This window comes from Frankia sp. BMG5.60 (genome assembly GCF_059428125.1).
Genome location: NZ_CM182091.1, coordinates 3,320,288 through 3,336,909, shown reverse-complemented (window position 1 = coordinate 3,336,909; position 16,622 = coordinate 3,320,288). Strand labels below are relative to the sequence as shown.

The following is a 16,622-nucleotide window of genomic DNA, read 5'->3' as shown; positions in this document are numbered from 1 at the left end:
CGCCCGGCGGGGATTGCCGTGAGCGATCCCCGCCACGGCGTCGTCCCTAGGCTGCTGACCATGACCGCGTTGGAATCCGCACCCGGCGTTCCCGAGCCCGACCCCGCGCTCTGGGGCGAGCCCCGCAGCAAGTCCGTCACCTGGCACGACCCGATCCGGGTCGCGTCGGCCGCGGCCACCCTGAGCGGCCTGGAGTTCCTGACCGCGATGCGCGACGGCCGCATCCCGCCGCCGCCCATCTCCCGGCTGTTCGACTTCCGGCCGGTCGAGGTCTCGCGCGGGGACGTGGTGTTCACCTGCCAGCCCGACGAGTCGGCGTACAACCCGATCGGCCTGGTCCACGGCGGCCTGCTCTGCACGATTCTCGACACCGCGGCCGCCTGCGCGGTGCAGACCACCCTCGACGCCGGCGTCGCCTACACCTCGATCGAGATCAAGGTGAACTATCTGCGGCCGGTACGTATCGCGGCGGGCCGGCCCAACCGGCTGACGGCGCACGGCTGGATCACCAGGCCGGGGCGTCGGGTGGCCTTCGCCGAGGGGGACGTCCGCGACGACGACGGCAAGGTCGTCGCCACGGCCAGCAGTAGCTGCCTGATCCTCGCCTGAGACCGGCTCCGGTCGCCGGGAACTCCGAGGTGTGTAACGCTGCGTGACGTCTCGGTGTCATCGCCGGCATCCCATCGTCCACCGGGGGAACCTGCGGGCGGTCCGGAGGTCGTACCCACACCTCCGACGCCTCGTCGAAGGTTGACGATGCGAGGCCGCCGGAGGCTGCAATCGGCGTCATTCGGCCGTCGCGCGAGGGCCCTGACCTGGCCGGATACGGTCCGCGACCGGTTGCTCGGACGAATGAGTCGGCCACGGGACACGGCTGTGCGACAGTTCATCGCTCGATCCACATGCAGGCTGTACGTACAGGCTGTATGGTCAGTGCAGAGATCATCGGTCATCCCACCGGCGACCTGAGGAGAGGGGAGCTACGCCGTGGCGGTCGAGTGGCGGTACCAGCTCCGTATCGGTACCTACCTGGCGAAGCAGAAACTGCGGCGCCGCAAGCACTTCCCGCTCGTGCTGGAGCTGGAGCCACTGTTTGCCTGCAACCTGTCCTGCACGGGCTGTGGGAAGATCCAGCATCCGGCGTCCGTCCTGAAGCAGCGGATGAGCCCCGAGGACGCGCTGGCCGCGGTCAAGGAGTGTGGCGCTCCGGTCGTGGCGATCGCGGGCGGTGAGCCGCTCATGCACCCGCAGATTCACGAGATCGTGAACGAGCTGGTGAAGCGCAAGAAGTTCGTGATCCTGTGCACGAACGGCCTGCTGCTGCAGAAGAAGCTCAAGAACTTCACCCCGTCGCCCTACTTCACCTTCGTCCTGCACATCGACGGGCTGCGCGAGCGGCACGACGCGGTGGTGGAGAAGGAGGGCACGTTCGACGAGTGCGTGCGGGCCTTCCACGCGGCGAAGGCGGCCGGCTTCCGGGTCGGCACCAACTCCACGTTCTTCAACAACGACAGCCCGCAGGATGTCATCGACATCCTGACCTTCCTCAACGACGACCTCAAGGTCGACCAGATCCAGCTCTCGCCGGGCTACGCGTACGAGAAGGCTCCGGACCAGGAGCACTTCCTCGCCGTCCAGGAGACCCGCGAGATGTTCGGGAAGGTCTTCGCGGAGGGCCGGCGCAAGAAGTTCCGGCTCAACCACTCGCCGATCTTCCTGGACTTCCTCGAGGGGAAGAAGGAGCTCGACTGCACCGCCTGGGGCATCCCGAGCTACTCGCTGTTCGGCTGGCAGAAGCCCTGCTACCTGATGAGCGACGGGTACGTCTCCTCCTACAAGGAGCTCGTCGAGACCACCGACTGGGACTCCTACGGTCGCGGTAAGGACCCGCGGTGCGCGAACTGCATGGCGCACTGCGGCTACGAGACCTCGGCCGTGCTGGCGACGATGGGCTCGCTGAAGGAGTCCATCCGCGCCGTCCGCCAGGTCTGAGCCGGCGGCTGCTCGCAGCCGTCATCTCACCGGCAGCAGTGCCGACGCCGCCCCGACCGGTCCACGGTCGGGGCGGCGTTCGTCGTTCGTCGACCGCGTCTCAGCCACAGTGCAGCGACGGCGGCGATGGGCGGCCGCGCGGGCAAGCGGCTCCATGGTGGGTCCCGCTGGAGGGCGCCGCGTCCGAGCTGTCCATACAGCGGGACCCACTGGGAGCCCTTCGGCACCCAGAGCCCCCTGCCCGCGTCGTACCCGGGCTGGCCGGAGGGCGGTTCTGCGGCCGTTGTGTCCTGTCCCCTGGAGCGGCGGCTAGCGGGCGTGCTGGGAGCCGGCGGCGCTGTCCACGCTGACCGGGGGCTGCTCGGCGAGGTCGCCGCCCCGGCCCAGCCCGCGCAGCAGCCGGTCGAGCACGATGCCGATCTCGATGCGGGCGGTGTCCGGGTCGGCCGCGCCCGCCGTGTAGATGCTCGCCTCCGACAGCAGGGCGGCGACCAGCCTGGTCAACGGGCCCACCGGGAGCGGATCGATGCGCTCCTCGGCCATCGCCCGTTCCAGCCATTCGGACAGCAGCCGGTAGCCGTGCCGCTCGACGAGGGCGTCCCACGCCTGGTTGCCGAGGACGGCGGGACCGTCGATCAGCACGATGCGCTGGAAGTCGCTGTCCGCGGTGGAGATGTCGAGCAGGGACTGGAACCCCTGGCGCAGTTGCGTCCAGGCATCGCTGGGCAGCTCCGCGTCGCGCGCGAGCTCGCCCGCGACGAGCTGCTCGGCCACCTCGGTGGCGACCTGTTCCATCACGGTGCGGAACAGTTCGGCCTTGTCGCGGAAGTGGTGGTATAGCGCGCCTCGGGTGACCTGGGCGTCGGCGACGATCTCCTCGGTCCCCGTGGCGGCGAAGCCCTGCTCGGCGAACCGGCGGCGGGCTGCCGAGATCAGGGCCTGACGGGTGTCAGCCGTCTGCTCGGTACGACGGCTTCTGGTCACCCCCTGATTATGGTGCAGTCGGCGCCTTCGGAGGTGGCTCTACCGAGCCGGGATCAGGTGGGGCGGCCGGGGCCCGTTCGGTGGGGGTACACACAGGACGTTGTGATGGCACTGTGGGATTAACCCCGCCCGTCGCGGGCTGTGGGTGGCGGGAGCACTCGGCTGGTCGACAGGGCGGGGCCGATTGCCTGCGCGCAGCGCCGGGTGTCCGTTCTCGATCGGGAATCGTCCCAGCTCAGTGGCCCCTTCCCGCGGTGCGACCGGGGGTCGGCACCGGCGGCGGGGCCACCGCGGTCGCGGCAGACCTGCCGGGGACGGAAAGTTCTTTACACACAATTACCGCGCTCGTCTGACGTCCGTAGGACGCACGTGGCAGCATCACTCTCTGTGACTGTGCTGCAGTGGATAGCCCTCGCCTCATTGCTCGCCTGGTTGTATCTGGCCGTCGGTCATGGTTTCTTCTGGCGCACCGACCAGCGGCTCCCCGCGCGGCAGGCACCGCCGTCGTGGCCCAGCGTAGCGATCATCATCCCGGCCCGGGACGAGGCCGACGTGCTGCCCGTGACGCTCCCGACCCTGCTCGCCCAGGACTATCCCGGTCCGGTTCGCCTGATCCTCGTCGACGACGGCTCCACCGACGGGACCACGGAGGTCGCCCGAGCCCTGGCCGAGGAGGCTGCCCGTAACGGGCACACGGGCGTCACCGCCGCGGTCACCGCCTCCACAGAGCCCCCGCCCGGATGGACCGGCAAGCTGTGGGCCCTGCGCCGCGGCGTCGACTGCGCCGGCGACGCGGAGTTCCTGCTGCTCACCGACGCTGACATCGCGCACGACCCGGGTTCGCTGACCAGCCTGGTGGCCTCCGCGCGCACGCACGGGCTGGACATGGTCTCGCAGATGGCCGTGCTGCGAGCCAACACCGCGTGGGAACGGGTCATCGTTCCGGCGTTCGTCTACTTCTTCGCGATGCTGTATCCGTTCCGCTGGTCGAACCGCCCGCGTTCGCGGGTGGCGGCGGCGGCGGGGGGTTGCTCGCTGGTCCGGCGGGAGGCCCTCCTGGCGGCCGGTGGGCTCGCCGAGGTCCGCGGGGCGGTCATCGACGACGTCGCGATCGCCCGGATCATCAAGCGCTCCGGCGGACGGACCTGGCTGGGGCTCGCCGAGCAGGTCCACAGCCGGCGCCCGTACCCGCGACTGGCGGACCTGTGGAAGATGGTGTCCCGCAGCGCCTACGCCCAGCTTCGGCACTCGCCGCTGCTGCTGCTCGGCACCGTGCTCGGGATGGCCCTCGTCTTCGTCGTCCCGGTGGTCGCCACCGTCGCGGGCATCGCGGCCGGCGATCGCACGACCGCGATCGTCGGCGCCGTCGCCTGGGTGATCATGACGCTCTCCTACGTGCCGATGATCCGGTACTACCGCCAGCCGGTTCCCGCCGCCCTGCTGCTCCCCGGCGTCGCCGTGCTCTACCTCGGGATGACGCTGGACTCAGCGCGGCTCAAGCGGGCCGGTCGCGGTGCCGCCTGGAAGGGCCGCACCTACGACGATCACGGGACGCCGTCCGCCGAGCGGCACTCCGCCGACGCGGCGACCCCGGCTGCGGCACCCTCCGCCACGTCACCCGTGGCCGCGTCACCCGTGGCTGCGGCACCCTCCGCTGCGGCACCCTCGGCTGCGTCGCCCTCGGCCGCGTCGCCCCTGGCCGGAGCGAGCCCGGCTGCCGCCGGTCGGTTGGCCACCGAGACATCCCCCGTCGTGGGGAGCCGGTCGGCGGCGGCCTCGGTCGTGGCGGACCCGGCCGAGGCGAGCCTGGCCGCTGCCGGTCCGCAGGGGGCCGAGACATCCCCCGCCCCGGCGGGGACGGTCCCGGCCGCAGCCGCTGCGACCGGGACTGCCCGGGGCTCGGCTGGCAGCGTGCCTCCCACGGCCGGGGGTGTTTCTCCCGCGGCCGGAGCTGGCGGCGCGGTGACCCGTACGGCGGGCGTGGGTGAACGGGGCGAGACCGGCGTCGCGGCCCCGCCGGTGGTCTTCGTCGAGCCGCCACGCGACCCGTGGAACGACGGTTTCTCCCGGCCCAGCCCCAGGCCCGGGCGGGCCGCCGAGCCGCGGCGCGAGGACGCCGCGCGCGCAGTACCCGCGCCCGGGGCCCAGACCCACGCCCGGACGGACGACCGTCAGTCCGGCGCCGGAGGCTGAGCCAGTCCGGCGCCGAAGGCTGTTGGCGCCGTCACTTCGCGGGGTCGGCAAGCGCAAGTGCTGTCAGCCGGCGGCGCAGGGTGACGGCATCGCCGGCCAACGCGGACACCAGGTAGCCCGGACCGGTCAGGGGTAGCCGGGCCACCCCCTCGGCGACGGCCGCGTCCGGACCGGCTCCAGCTCCAGCTCCGGCCCATTCGGGCCCCACGACGAGCAGTGAGCCGACCGCGCGGGCACCGCCCAACTGGGCTGGACCCTGCAGCCCGGGCACCTGCGGCCCGAGCAGCAGCTCCTGGCGCAGCAGGGGCACCCATCCGGACGGCCCACCCGCCGGGTCGGCGCCCGGACGCCCGGCGCCGCCCGCCGCACGGGCCCCGCCGGGCACCGGGGCGCCGCTCAACGCGTCGTCGGCGTCGGACGCGTCGGTGGTGTGGGCGGCGCCGGACGCGTGGGCGGTGCCGACGGTGTGCGCCACGTCGACGCGCAGCGTGCTGAGGATGGACCCGGTGGGCTCGCCGAACCGGCCGAGCAGGATCTCCTCGCGCAGCCGCAGCCGAGCCGTCGCGGCCAACCGAACATCGGTGATGATCCGGTGGTCGGCACCGTCGGCGACCACGGTCGGTTCCGGACCGAGGTCGAGTTCGCCGCCGTCCGCCACCTCCGCGGTGACGGTCAGGCGGGACGGTCCGGGGCCGTGACCCGGCAGGGCGACGGTCGCGGCCACCGAGCGCAGGACCAGGCGCACCCCGCCCCCGACCGAGATGTCCAGCCGCAGGTCGTCGCCCGCCAGCGGACCGGCGGCCCCGTTGACCAGATGGACCGTCACCGTCGGCAGCGGCTCCGCGTCGGCGCCTGCCCCGGTCCGAACGGGCGATACGCCGGTCAGGCGCAGGACGATCGGCACGTCAGAGCGCAGCTCGGCGAGTCGGGGCGCGCCCCGCGCGCCCCGCTCCACCCGCACCGCGGCGTGCGCCCGGACAGCCGTACGGCCCGTCCGGGGGATGGCCGGCGATGCGGCGTCGGCGGTCGTGGGCATCGGATTCACTTCCTCGCGGCCAGGAGTCGGCCGGGCGGCGGGCGTTTCCGCCGAGCCGGGGTAGCAGGGCGGGGTCGGTGGGAGGAGGCCGGTGAAGGCGGGGGAGCCGAGGCGGGGGCAGGGAGCGGGGAGTGCCCGTGGTGTCAGCCGGATACCGCGCGCAGGGCGCCGGGCCGGCGGCCGGCGAGCCGGTCGAGCGCGGCCGCGGTTGCCTCGTCGGCCGGCAGGAGGACGACGAGGCACTGTTCGTCGTCGGCCGGCAGGTCGAGCCGTTCGAAGGCCAGCCGCAGCTCGCCGACCTCCGGATGGACCAGGCGGGTGATCCCGTTCGCCGGCGACAGGCCCGTCAGCCTCGTCACCCGCTCCGTGAACGCCGCCCCGGCGGTGCGGGCCAGCTCGTCGGCGAAGGCCGCGACAAAGGGATCCGCCCGGAATGGACCCTGTTTGAGCGCGGCCACCTGAGCGTCGGCCGCCTGGTCCCAGTCCGGCAGGGCGGCGCGGGCCCGGCCGTCGGCGAGGACGAAGCGGGCCAGGTTCGGCGGACGGCCGTCGAGTAGTCCGATCGGACCGGCGATCCGGGCAAATCCCTCGGTGTGGGCCAGGATGTCGGCGAGCCGGTTGAGGAGCACGGCCGGACCCGGCTCGAGACCGTCCAGCAGGCGCTGCACGGTCGGACGCACCGTCCGACCGGGCGGTATCCCCGCCATGCAGGTGAAGCCCCCGTCGGCCGCCTTGACCAGGCGTTGCAGGTGGACCCGCTCGTTCGCGGTCAGCCGAAGCGCCTCGGCGAGGACGCCCACCACGACCATGGACGGCCGGCGGTCGCGGCCCTGCTCCAATCGGGTCACGTACTCGACGCTCACCCCGGCGAGGGTGGCGACCTCCGAGCGGCGCAGCCCACGCGCGCGGCGGCGGGGTCCGCTGGGCAGCCCCACGTCGGCGGGGGTGAGGGCCTCACGACGGACCCGCAGGAACAGCCCCAGCTCGTTGTCGCCCACCGGGGGACCGTAACAGCCCACCTAGCCCGGATCATGGCCCTGCGGCTACCACTCTCCGGCCGGTGCGACCCACTCACAGGTGTTCCGCGGAACCGCGCCCTGGCGCTAGGAGGTGAACATCCGCAACGGCGCGAACCGGTGCTGCTCGGCCAGCAGGTCCAGACGGACGCCGGTGAGTGCCGGCAACTCCCGCGGGGGCAGGGTAGCGGCCTCCTCGCCCGCACGGGCGGTCGCCTCCACGTCGTCGGCGAGGCGGGCCAGCACCGCGGTGACGGCCAGGGGGTCCAGCCCGATGAGGCGGGTCGCGGCCGTCGCGGGCCCGGTAACCGTCGTGTGCGCCGCGGCGATGGCCGCGTCTGCGGGCATCAGGCCAGCGCCGGCGGCCACCATGCCCAACGCGATCGGGTGGTGCGGGGCGCGGGGGCCGGCCGGCACCGGCCACGCGGCCCGGCCGGCTCGCAGCAGGGTGCGGCCCTGCGCCCGGCTCGCCGTGCGCTGCGCCGGGGCGGGCGTGCGGGCGTCGAGTTCGGCGTCGAGTTCGGCGACGCCGATCCGGCCCGTCGCGATGGCGTGGCAGGTGGCGGCGGCGAAGGCGGCGGCGACCAGGCCGGCGGTGTGCAGCCGGCCGAGCAGGAACGCGGCCAGGTCGGTCAGGCTCGCCAGGCTGCCGTCGGTCACCGCGGCCTCGACCCCACCCGAATGGGCATGGCCTCCGGTCGGCATGCGGCCATCAGCGAGCATCAGCAAGGTCGCCCGTCGCCCGGACCGCGCGATCGGACCATGCCCGTTCCCGCCGCCGTCGTCAGGTTGGTCGCCGTCGCCGGGCTGGTCGGTGTGGCCGGGCTGGTCGGTGTGGCGGCCGCGGCCGCCGCCGACGAGAGTGGCCGTCTCGTCACCGGACTTCACAGCGCCCCCCTTCAGCAGGTTTTCGTGCTCGGTGATCGCCTTCGGCCGGGTGGCACCCTCGGTCATCCGGGCGACAATCCGGTCACGCCGTCCGTCTTCCTGTGGAAGAGTTCGCGGCCGGTGGCCGCCGTCCGGCCCGGCCGGGCGGCACTGCGGCACCCGAGCCGGCCGGCCATGCGCCGCTTGGGCCCCGCCTGCCGGGCCCTACGTGCCACCGGAGGCGACAACCAGTAAAGAATCGGGACGAGGGGGGACATGTCACGACGTGCGACAAAGCGCGGGCCGCGGGTCCGCCTGACCGGGTTGCTGGTGGCGGCGGTGGCGCTGGCACCCGTGCTCACCTCCTGCAGCAATGATCGCCCGCCGAAACCCCGCTGCCAGACGGGCTACCAGGCCGACTGGGACGGCGACGACCACGAGTGGGAGTGCGAGCGCAAGGGATCGCACTCGTCGCACAGCACCGGCCACCGTACCCGTACCCGTACCCGTAGCCGACACTAGACGAGCAGGTCAGCAGGTCAGCAGGTTTGTCTGAGGGCTTGGCCGCGCCGGCGGATGGCCAGGGCGCAAGGTTCGCCGGGCGCCGGATTGCTGCTGGGTCAGCAATGGCGCCGAAACTCGCCCGCCGTAGCGTGATGAACCGACTGGTCCGGTCGGGGGGCCACCCGGGCCGGTGGAGACGTCGAGGGTGGAGGAACGACCATGGGCAGCCCGACTTCCGTCTCGGCCCCGGCGGGCGTGACCCGCGGGGCGCCGTCCATGCCGGCGGTGGCCGAGGTCGGGGTGTTCGTCGTGGACCCGACCCTGCCGGACCCGCTGGCCGCGCCGGCGCTGGCCGACCTCGACGACTTCTACCACCGTCACGGCTTCGTCGTGCTCCGCGGCCTGCACTCCGCCGAGTTCCTCGACCGGGTCGAGCGGGAGTGCGGCGCGGCGCAGCAGGCCGTCCTCGCCGGGACGGTGTCCGAGCGCTACGGCTCCACGCAGTATCTGGGCGCCCGTTACCTGGATCGGACGGGCCTAGGCCGGACAGGCCCGGATCGGGCGGATCTGGATCGGGCGGATCTGGATCGGGCGGATCTGGATCGGGAGGGCCTGGACCGGGCGGGTCAGGCCGACGGCGTGACGGATCCCTCCGGACGGGCCTCGAACGGAACGACGCCCGCCGGTGCCGACACCGAGATCGAGGCCGACGTCGAGGCGTATGTGAACTACGTCGAACACGTGGAGGAGCTCGCCCCGGCCGTGTGGGCGGCGGCGACCCATCCGCTCATGGTCGCCCTGCTGCGCCGTCTGCTCGGCGCGGACGTGTGGATGAGCCCCAGCGAGAACGCCGGCGTGGTTTACCAGGACGCCCGGCCCGGCCGCGAGTCCGGCTACAGCCGGATCGGCTGGCACTCGGACTGGCAGGCGATGCCGAGCCTCGACGTCTGGCCCGGCTGCGCGTTCACCCTGCACGTGGACGCGACGAGCCCGGCCAACGGCTTCCTGCGGGTGGTGCCCGGATCCCACCGCTGGGCCACGCCGGCGCCCTACCGCAACATCAACAACGTCGCCGTGCCGGCGGACGCCCGCCCGAGCGGGGGACACACCGACGCCGAGCCGCCGTACGAGATGCCGCTGGGATTCGAGAAGATCCCGGGGGAGATCGCCGTCTACGCCGAGCGCGGCGACCTGCTGCTGCACGACGCCTACCTGTGGCACTCGGCGGCCCGCGCGACGGAGAACGCCACGACCCGTCGCCACGTGCGGGCCGGGTACTACAGCGGCGACCCGGCCTCCTACCGCGACCAGTTCATCAAGAACGCCGCCCGCTGAGGCGCTTCCCGGTTGCGGCCGGGGCGGATCGAGCCGAGACCGCGTGGCCCGCGCGGGCCACGCGGTCGGCTGCGGCCGCCGTCAGAACAGGCTGCGGCCGCCGTCAGAACAGGAAGTACCGCTGGGCCATCGGCAGCTCGCGCACCGGGTCGGCCTCGACGGCGTCGCCGTCGATCGAGACCGTGAACGTGTCCGGGTCGACGCGGATGTCCGGCGTCGCCGTGTTCTCGGGCAGGTCGGCCTTGCCGCGCCGGCGCACGTCCTCGACCGGAACCACGGGGGTGGCCAGGCCCAGCCGTTCGGGCAGCCCGTCGGAGATCGCTGCGGGCGCGACGAAGGTCAGCGACGAGGCGGCGGCCGGACCCCGCGCGGCCCCCCACATCGGGCGGGGCAGCACCGGCTGCGGGGTCGGGATGGAGGCGTTGGCGTCGCCCATGGCCGCCCAGGCGATGAACCCGCCCTTGAGGACCAGCGACGGCCGCACCCCGAAGAACGCGGGATCGTAGAGCACCAGGTCCGCGAGCTTGCCGGGCTCGACCGAGCCGATCTGCGCGTCCAGCCCGTGCGCCACCGCCGGGCAGATCGTGTACTTGGCGACGTACCTCCGCGCCCGCGCGTTGTCGGCCGGGCCGTCCCCCGGCAGGGCCCCGCGACGACGCTTCATCACATGCGCCGTCTGCCAGGTGCGCAGCACGACCTCGCCGATGCGGCCCATCGCCTGCGAGTCCGAACCGATCATCGAGATGGCGCCGAGGTCGTGCAGGATGTCCTCCGCGGCGATCGTCGACGGCCGGATCCGGCTCTCGGCGAAGGCCAGGTCCTCGGGCACGCTGGGGTTGAGATGGTGGCAGACCATCAGCATGTCGAGGTGTTCGTCGAGGGTGTTGACGGTGTGCGGGCGGGTCGGGTTCGTCGACGACGGCAGCACGTTCGCGGCGGCCGCGACGGTGATGATGTCCGGGGCATGCCCGCCGCCGGCGCCCTCGGTGTGGTAGGCGTGGATGGCCCGGCCGGCGATGGCGGCGAGGGTGTCCTCGACGAAGCCGGCCTCGTTGAGCGTGTCCGAGTGCAGCGCCACCTGGACTCCGGCGGCGTCGGCGACGCGCAGGCAGGCGTCGATCGCGGCGGGCGTCGTGCCCCAGTCCTCGTGCAGCTTGAACCCGGCCGCGCCGGCCCGGAGCTGTTCCCACATCGACGCGTCGCTGACCGTGTTGCCCTTGCCGAGCAGGACGACGTTCACCGGCCAGTCGTCCATCGCCGAGAGCATGCGCCCGAGGTTCCACGAGCCCGGCGTCACGGTGGTCGCCTTCGTACCCTCGGCCGGCCCGGTGCCGCCGCCGATGAGAGTCGTGATCCCGGCGCCGAGCGCCTCGGGGACCTGCTGCGGGCAGATCAGGTGCACGTGGCAGTCGACCGCACCCGCGGTGAGGATCTTCCCGTTCCCGGCGATGATCTCGGTGCCGGGCCCGATGACCAGGTCGGGATGAACGCCATCCATCGTGTCCGGGTTGCCGGCCTTGCCGAGCGCGACGATCCGCCCGTCGCGGATGCCGACGTCCGCCTTGATCACGCCCCAGTGGTCGAGCACGACGGCACCGGTGATGACGAGATCGGGGGCGCCCTCGGCGCGGGTCGCCCGCGACTGGCCCATGGACTCGCGGATGACCTTGCCCCCGCCGAAGACCGCCTCGTCGCCGCTGCCGCCGAGCGCCGGACCGCGGCTGCGATCCTCGGTCACCTCGATGAGCAGGTCGGTGTCGGCGAGGCGGATGCGGTCGCCGACCGTCGGTCCGTAGAGCGACGCGTAGCGGGATCGGTCCAGCCGGCTCATGAGCCCTCTCCGAGATAGCCCGGCAGGTCGCCGGTCGCGCCGGTCGCGCCGGTCGTCGCCGCGGGACCGTCGCCGACGACCGCACCCCCGGTGCGGACCCCGCGCCCGTCGAGCGGGCCGGCCGACTCCGGGCGCAGGCCGGGCACGACGCGGGCGCCGGCCAGCGGGACGAGGTCGACCTCGCGTTCCACCCCGGGCTCGAAGCGGACCGCGGTGCCGGCGGGCACCGCCAGCCGGTGCCCCCAGGCGAGGTCGCGGTCGAAGTCGAGCGCCGGGTTGGCCGCGGCGAAGTGGTAGTGCGATCCGACCTGCACGGGACGGTCGCCGGTGTTGCGGACCAGCACCGTCCGGACGGGCCGCCCCGGGTTGATCTCGACGGGGTCCTCGCCCGGCAGGATCTCGCCGGGGATCACGCGATCGGCTGGTGCACGGTGACCAGCTTGGTGCCGTCCGGGAACGTCGCCTCGACCTGGACCTCGGCGAGCATCTCCGGCACCCCCTCCATGACGTCGTCCCGGGTGAGCACGCCGCGCCCGGCGGTCATCAGGTCGGCGACGCTGCGGCCGTCGCGGGCGCCCTCCAGCAGGAACGAGGTGAGGAGGGCGGTCGCCTCGGGATGGTTCAGCCGCAGCCCGCGGGCGCGTCGTTCCCGGGCGAGTCCGGCCGCCACGTGGATGAGCAGCCGTTCCTGTTCATGGGGGCTCAGCAGCACGAACGCGAAGCCTAGCAGGCGCGGCCAATGATGCCGGCGTCGCCGCGGCCCGCCCGGATGGTCGGTGCGCGGGTTCCGCGGCACTCCCGCACGTTCGTCATTCGACCGCCGCCCGATGTCAGGCAGGTGAACGTTGAACCGCTTTCGGGGCATCCAGGTTTCGGTGACGTTTCGGTCGACGGGAATCCCGGGGGCGGTGGTGGAGCATGACCGGCCCGGTGGCGAGAATGGAGTTACTGGCAATTCACACAGGTGCGATGAGACGGATACGCCTCCTTCCTAGCGTCCGGGAGACCGCTCGGGCAGGTCGGATCGACCGGCCGATGGGGGTGTGCCCGGGACGAGTGTGATGGGGGTTTGGTGACAACAGGTCTGGATCGGCGGGGTTTTCTCCGCCGGGGTGTGGGAGTGACCGCGGGAGCGACTCTGCTCACCGTCGGCGGGGGCGGCCTGCTCGCCGCGTGCGGCAGCGACGACAGCGGCGACTCGGGCTCGGGCGGCTCCGGCGCCGCTTCGTTCGGGACGCTCGGCATCCGCCTGTCGTGGATCAAGAACGCGGAGTTTGCCGGGGAGTACCTCGCCGACCAGCGCGGCTACTACAAGGCGGCCGGTTTCTCCGGCGTCAACCTGATCGCGGGTGGCCCGTCGGCGACGCCGCAGGACACCGACGTCGCCACGGGTAAGGCCTTCATCGGCATCTCCTCGCCGGACATCACCGGGACCGCGATCGCCCAGGGCGCCCCCCTGAAGATCATCGGCGCGCAGTACCAGAAGAACCCGTTCGCCATCCTGTCCATGGCCAAGAGCCCCATCAAGACGCCGCAGGACATGGTCGGCAAGAAGATCGGCGTGCAGGCGACCAACGAGTCGGTCTGGTCGGCGTTCCTGAAGGCGAACAAGCTCGACCCGTCGTCCATCACGAAGGTGCCGGTGGAGTTCGACCCGCTGCCGCTGACCACCGGAACGGTCGACGGCTGGTTCGCGTTCGTGACGAACGAGCCGAACCTGCTGCGGGTCAAGGGCTTCGACGTCACCACCTTCCTGCTCGCCGACCACAACTATCCACTTGTCTCGGAGACCTTCATGGTCACCGACGAGTCGATCGCGAAGAACCGCGACAAGGTGAAGGCGGCGCTGACCGCCGAGATCCGCGGCTGGAAGGACGCCACCTCCGACGCCTCGCTCGGCGCCAAGCTCGCCGCCACCGTCTACGGCAAGGATCTCGGCCTGGACGAGAAGGAGCAGGGCCTGGAAAGCGCCGACCAGAACAAGCTCATCCTCACCGAGGAGACGAAGAAGAACGGGCTGTTCACACTCACCGACACCCTGGTCGAGGAGAACATCGCCACGCTCAAGCTCGCCGGCGTCGACATCACCGCCGAAAAGCTGTTCGATCTGTCCATCATCCGGGAGCTGTACAAGGAGAAGCCCGAGCTGATATGAGCGCAGCCGCCACGCCCGTGCCGGAGCCGACCCCGGGACCGTCGGCTCCCTCAGTTCCCGCCCCTGGTTCCGGCGTGAGCGTGGTGGGCCTGCGCAAGGAGTTCCGCCTCGGCCGTACGTCGATTCTGGCGCTCGACGACGTCAACCTTGCCACCGCGGAGGGCTCGTTCCTGACGCTCATCGGGCCGTCGGGCTGCGGTAAGTCGACGGTGCTGCGCATCCTGGCCGATCTCGACGCGCCCAGCGCCGGTGAGGTGCTGGTGCACGGGGAGCATCCGGCGACCGCCCGTCGTGGCCACCACCTCGGCATCGCCTTCCAGGACTCGGCGCTGCTGCCGTGGCGCTCGGTCGAGGCCAACATCCGGCTGCCGCTGGAGGTCGCCGGCGTGAAGGCGAACCGGGCGGTGATCGCGGACCTGATCCGGCTGGTGGGGCTCACCGGCTTCGAGAAGGCCCGCCCGGCGCAGCTTTCCGGTGGGATGCGCCAGCGGGTCGCGATCGCGCGCGCCCTCGTCGTCGAGCCCCGCATCCTGCTGCTCGACGAACCGTTCGGCGCCCTCGACGACATGACCCGCCAGCGGCTGAACTTCGAGCTTCTGCGGATCTGGGGCGAACGGGCCACGACGACCCTGCTCGTCACCCACTCCATCCCCGAGGCCGTGATCCTCTCCGACACCGTCGCGGTGATGAGCGCCCGGCCGGGCCGCGTCTCCTCGCTCGTCGACATCGACCTGCCCCGGCCGCGCACCCCGGAGATGCTGCGCTCGGCGCGGTTCCACGAGCTGCACGACGAGCTGTCGGCGCTGCTGTTCTCCGGCGGCGAGACGGCGGCGGCCACGGTGGGGGGGCCGGCGGCCGACCCCGCCCGGAGCGGCGCATGACGACTCTGCAGGACGCCGCCTTCGGCGCTACCGGCGGTGGTCCGGGCGGGCCACCCGGGGGACCGGGGGGATCATCCGGACCGGGCGGGTCGAGTGATCCCGGCGCGGGGCGCCGCCGCGGCGGCGGGGCCGGAGCGGGCGCCGACCGGACGGCCTGGATCGGCGGCACGGCCGGGATCGTCGGGCTCCTCGCGCTGTGGTGGGTGCTCGCGGTCACCGTGCTCGACAACGGCGGGGTGGTGCCCACCCCGTGGGAGGTCGTGCGGGCGCTGTGGGATGACCACCGGCTCATGTGGACGTCGGCGAAGTCGACGGTCCAGATCGCGGCGAAGGGCTGGTTGATCGGCAACGGCCTGGCCATCGCCCTCGCCGTGGTGTTCTTCGGGGTGCCGGTGGTGGAGCGGGTGCTGCTGCAGATCGGCGTGGCGTCCTACTGCCTGCCGATCATCGCGATCGGCCCGATTCTGACCACCGTGTTCGACGGCAGCACCCCGCAGATCGCCCTGGCCGGCATCTCCGTGTTCTTCACGACGCTGGTCGGCACCCTGCTCGGGCTGCGGGCCGCGGACCCGGCGAGCCTCGACGTGGTGCGGGCCAGCGGCGGCGGCGCCTGGAAGCAGATGCGGTACATCCGGCTGCGGGCCGCCCTGCCGAGCACCTTCGCCGGGCTGCAGATCGCCGCGCCGGCGGCCGTCCTCGGCGCGATCATCGGCGAGTTCCTCGGCGCCGACCGGGGGCTCGGCGTGGCCATGGTCCATTCCCAGCAGGCCCTGGAGGTCCCGCGGACATGGGCGCTGGCCGTGGTCGCCTCCGCGGTCGCCGGACTGGGCTACGCGCTGACCGCGCTCGTCGCCCGGCTGCTCACTCCATGGGCGCCGCGCGGTAACCCGGGAGGCGGGCAGTGACGGCCGGCTCTCCGGCGGCGACGGCCGCGGAACCGGCCACGACCGGCTCCGCACCCCCGGCGGCTGCGGGGCGCGGCGCGCACGTGCTGCTCGCGGCGATCCTGCTGCGGGTCGGGCGCACCGTGCTGTCCGTCGTCGCGTCGAGCGCCGTGATCGTCGGTCTCTGGTACGCGTTCATCGCCGTGTTCGATCTCAACCCGCTGGTTGCCAAGGATCCGCAGGCGGTGTGGAAGTACCTGTTCACGGCAGACAAGGCCGCCGAGAGCCGCCGGGCGATCCTCGACGGGCTGTGGCACACCCTCGGCGACGCCGGGGTCGGATACGCGGCGGGCACCGTGGCCGCGATCGTCGTCGCCGTCTCCTTCGTGCTGTTCCGCTCGGTGGAACGGGCGCTGATGCCGGTCGCGATGATGCTGCGGTCGGTGCCGCTCGTAGCGATGATTCCGCTGCTCACCCTGATCTTCGGGCGGGGCCTGACCGCGGTCGGGGTCATCGCCGGGATCATCGTGTTCTTCCCGTCGCTGGTGAACCTGGTCTTCGGGCTGCGGTCCGGCCCGCCGGCCGCCGCCGACCTGGTCCTCGCCTACGGGGGCGGTCCGGCAACCGTGCTGCGCAAGGTGGCGCTGCCCAGCGCCCTGCCGGCGCTCTTCGTCTCCGCGCGCATCGCCGTCCCGGGCGCGGTCATCGGTGCGCTGCTCGCCGAGTGGCTGGCGACCGGCGAGGGGCTCGGCTACTACATGCAGCGTGCCCAGCAGACGTTCAACTACGGCGGGGTATGGGCCTCGGTGGTAGTGATCACCGTGGCGAGCATCGCGCTGTACGCCGTCGTCGGCTTCATCGAGGCGATCGTCCTGGCGCGGTACGGACCGAACTCGGATCGTGGCAGGTAGCGATGATTGTGATACCCGCAATGATGCCGTCGA

Annotated in this window: 16 protein-coding genes; 9 read left to right on the top strand and 7 right to left on the bottom strand. The window is 72.6% G+C overall.

Features of this window, described 5'->3' with window-relative positions; all coding sequences use genetic code 11:
• Positions 1 to 60 precede the first annotated feature (60 nt).
• Positions 61 to 609 carry a PaaI family thioesterase gene (locus tag AC5R91_RS13295; RefSeq protein WP_495397958.1) on the top strand — a complete coding sequence of 183 codons (549 nt, stop codon included), beginning with the start codon at positions 61 to 63 and terminating at the stop codon, positions 607 to 609.
• 378 nt (positions 610 to 987) lie between these two features.
• Entirely contained in the window at positions 988 to 1,992 is a 1,005-nt protein-coding gene (gene hpnH / locus AC5R91_RS13290; protein WP_495397459.1) for an adenosyl-hopene transferase HpnH, read from the top strand.
• 309 nt (positions 1,993 to 2,301) lie between these two features.
• Here hpnH and AC5R91_RS13285 read toward each other — a convergent pair whose 3' ends face one another.
• Positions 2,302 to 2,976, bottom strand: coding sequence for a TetR/AcrR family transcriptional regulator (locus AC5R91_RS13285; RefSeq protein WP_495397458.1), 675 nt, complete (start codon positions 2,974 to 2,976; stop codon positions 2,302 to 2,304).
• A gap of 387 nt (positions 2,977 to 3,363) precedes the next feature.
• Here AC5R91_RS13285 and AC5R91_RS13280 point away from each other — a divergent pair, with 387 nt between their 5' ends.
• Entirely contained in the window at positions 3,364 to 5,169 is a 1,806-nt protein-coding gene (locus AC5R91_RS13280; RefSeq protein ID WP_495397457.1) for a glycosyltransferase, read from the top strand.
• A gap of 31 nt (positions 5,170 to 5,200) precedes the next feature.
• On the opposite strand, the gene AC5R91_RS13275 is transcribed toward AC5R91_RS13280, so the two are convergent.
• From AC5R91_RS13275 to AC5R91_RS13265, 3 genes are all read right to left on the bottom strand, one after another.
• On the bottom strand, positions 5,201 to 6,205 hold the full coding sequence (locus tag AC5R91_RS13275; protein WP_495397456.1) for an urease accessory protein UreD: 1,005 nt from the start codon (positions 6,203 to 6,205) through the stop codon (positions 5,201 to 5,203).
• A gap of 143 nt (positions 6,206 to 6,348) precedes the next feature.
• A complete protein-coding gene (locus AC5R91_RS13270; protein ID WP_495397455.1) occupies positions 6,349 to 7,203 on the bottom strand; it encodes a helix-turn-helix transcriptional regulator in 855 nt (284 codons plus the stop codon).
• Between the two features lie 105 nt (positions 7,204 to 7,308).
• Positions 7,309 to 7,926 carry an urease accessory protein UreF gene (locus AC5R91_RS13265; protein WP_495397957.1) on the bottom strand — a complete coding sequence of 206 codons (618 nt, stop codon included), beginning with the start codon at positions 7,924 to 7,926 and terminating at the stop codon, positions 7,309 to 7,311.
• A 438-nt stretch (positions 7,927 to 8,364) separates the two neighbouring features.
• Here AC5R91_RS13265 and AC5R91_RS13260 point away from each other — a divergent pair, with 438 nt between their 5' ends.
• Both AC5R91_RS13260 and AC5R91_RS13255 read left to right on the top strand, forming a co-directional pair.
• Entirely contained in the window at positions 8,365 to 8,610 is a 246-nt protein-coding gene (locus tag AC5R91_RS13260; RefSeq protein ID WP_495397454.1) for a hypothetical protein, read from the top strand.
• A gap of 201 nt (positions 8,611 to 8,811) precedes the next feature.
• Positions 8,812 to 9,927, top strand: coding sequence for a phytanoyl-CoA dioxygenase family protein (locus tag AC5R91_RS13255; RefSeq protein WP_495397453.1), 1,116 nt, complete (start codon positions 8,812 to 8,814; stop codon positions 9,925 to 9,927).
• Between the two features lie 103 nt (positions 9,928 to 10,030).
• On the opposite strand, the gene AC5R91_RS13250 is transcribed toward AC5R91_RS13255, so the two are convergent.
• The 3 genes from AC5R91_RS13250 to AC5R91_RS13240 are packed head-to-tail and all read right to left on the bottom strand — an operon-like array spanning position 10,031 to position 12,470.
• Complete coding sequence (locus AC5R91_RS13250; RefSeq protein ID WP_495397452.1) at positions 10,031 to 11,758, bottom strand: urease subunit alpha; 1,728 nt, start codon at positions 11,756 to 11,758, stop codon at positions 10,031 to 10,033.
• Positions 11,755 to 12,171 (bottom strand): urease subunit beta, encoded by a 417-nt coding sequence (locus AC5R91_RS13245; RefSeq protein ID WP_495397451.1) that lies wholly within the window; start codon positions 12,169 to 12,171, stop codon positions 11,755 to 11,757. Before AC5R91_RS13245 ends, AC5R91_RS13250 begins: the two co-directional genes overlap by 4 nt.
• Positions 12,168 to 12,470: an urease subunit gamma gene (locus tag AC5R91_RS13240; RefSeq protein ID WP_011602639.1), complete on the bottom strand. Its 303-nt coding sequence runs from the start codon at positions 12,468 to 12,470 to the stop codon at positions 12,168 to 12,170. The genes AC5R91_RS13245 and AC5R91_RS13240 overlap by 4 nt, the downstream gene beginning before the upstream one ends.
• A 408-nt stretch (positions 12,471 to 12,878) precedes the next feature.
• Between AC5R91_RS13240 and AC5R91_RS13235 the strand changes: the two genes are divergently transcribed.
• The 4 genes from AC5R91_RS13235 to AC5R91_RS13220 are packed head-to-tail and all read left to right on the top strand — an operon-like array spanning position 12,879 to position 16,589.
• Positions 12,879 to 13,913 (top strand): ABC transporter substrate-binding protein, encoded by a 1,035-nt coding sequence (locus tag AC5R91_RS13235; RefSeq protein WP_495397450.1) that lies wholly within the window; start codon positions 12,879 to 12,881, stop codon positions 13,911 to 13,913.
• Positions 13,910 to 14,794, top strand: a complete 885-nt coding sequence (locus AC5R91_RS13230) for an ABC transporter ATP-binding protein (protein ID WP_495397449.1) — start codon at positions 13,910 to 13,912, stop codon at positions 14,792 to 14,794. The genes AC5R91_RS13235 and AC5R91_RS13230 overlap by 4 nt, the downstream gene beginning before the upstream one ends.
• Positions 14,791 to 15,699, top strand: coding sequence for an ABC transporter permease (locus AC5R91_RS13225; RefSeq protein WP_495397448.1), 909 nt, complete (start codon positions 14,791 to 14,793; stop codon positions 15,697 to 15,699). The genes AC5R91_RS13230 and AC5R91_RS13225 overlap by 4 nt, the downstream gene beginning before the upstream one ends.
• On the top strand, positions 15,696 to 16,589 hold the full coding sequence (locus AC5R91_RS13220) for an ABC transporter permease (RefSeq protein ID WP_495397447.1): 894 nt from the start codon (positions 15,696 to 15,698) through the stop codon (positions 16,587 to 16,589). Before AC5R91_RS13225 ends, AC5R91_RS13220 begins: the two co-directional genes overlap by 4 nt.
• Positions 16,590 to 16,622: the final 33 nt, after the last annotated feature.

Bases quoted from the DNA above. Each gene is read 5' to 3' on its own strand.
- AC5R91_RS13255 (WP_495397453.1), top strand. From the start codon at position 8,812: ATGGGCAGCCCGACTTCCGTCTCGGCCCCGGCGGGCGTGACCCGCGGG.
- AC5R91_RS13275 (WP_495397456.1), bottom strand. From the start codon at position 6,205: ATGCCCACGACCGCCGACGCCGCATCGCCGGCCATCCCCCGGACGGGC.
- AC5R91_RS13250 (WP_495397452.1), bottom strand. From the start codon at position 11,758: ATGAGCCGGCTGGACCGATCCCGCTACGCGTCGCTCTACGGACCGACG.
- AC5R91_RS13265 (WP_495397957.1), bottom strand. From the start codon at position 7,926: ATGCCGACCGGAGGCCATGCCCATTCGGGTGGGGTCGAGGCCGCGGTG.
- AC5R91_RS13295 (WP_495397958.1), top strand. From the start codon at position 61: ATGACCGCGTTGGAATCCGCACCCGGCGTTCCCGAGCCCGACCCCGCG.
- AC5R91_RS13230 (WP_495397449.1), top strand. From the start codon at position 13,910: ATGAGCGCAGCCGCCACGCCCGTGCCGGAGCCGACCCCGGGACCGTCG.
- AC5R91_RS13260 (WP_495397454.1), top strand. From the start codon at position 8,365: ATGTCACGACGTGCGACAAAGCGCGGGCCGCGGGTCCGCCTGACCGGG.
- AC5R91_RS13225 (WP_495397448.1), top strand. From the start codon at position 14,791: ATGACGACTCTGCAGGACGCCGCCTTCGGCGCTACCGGCGGTGGTCCG.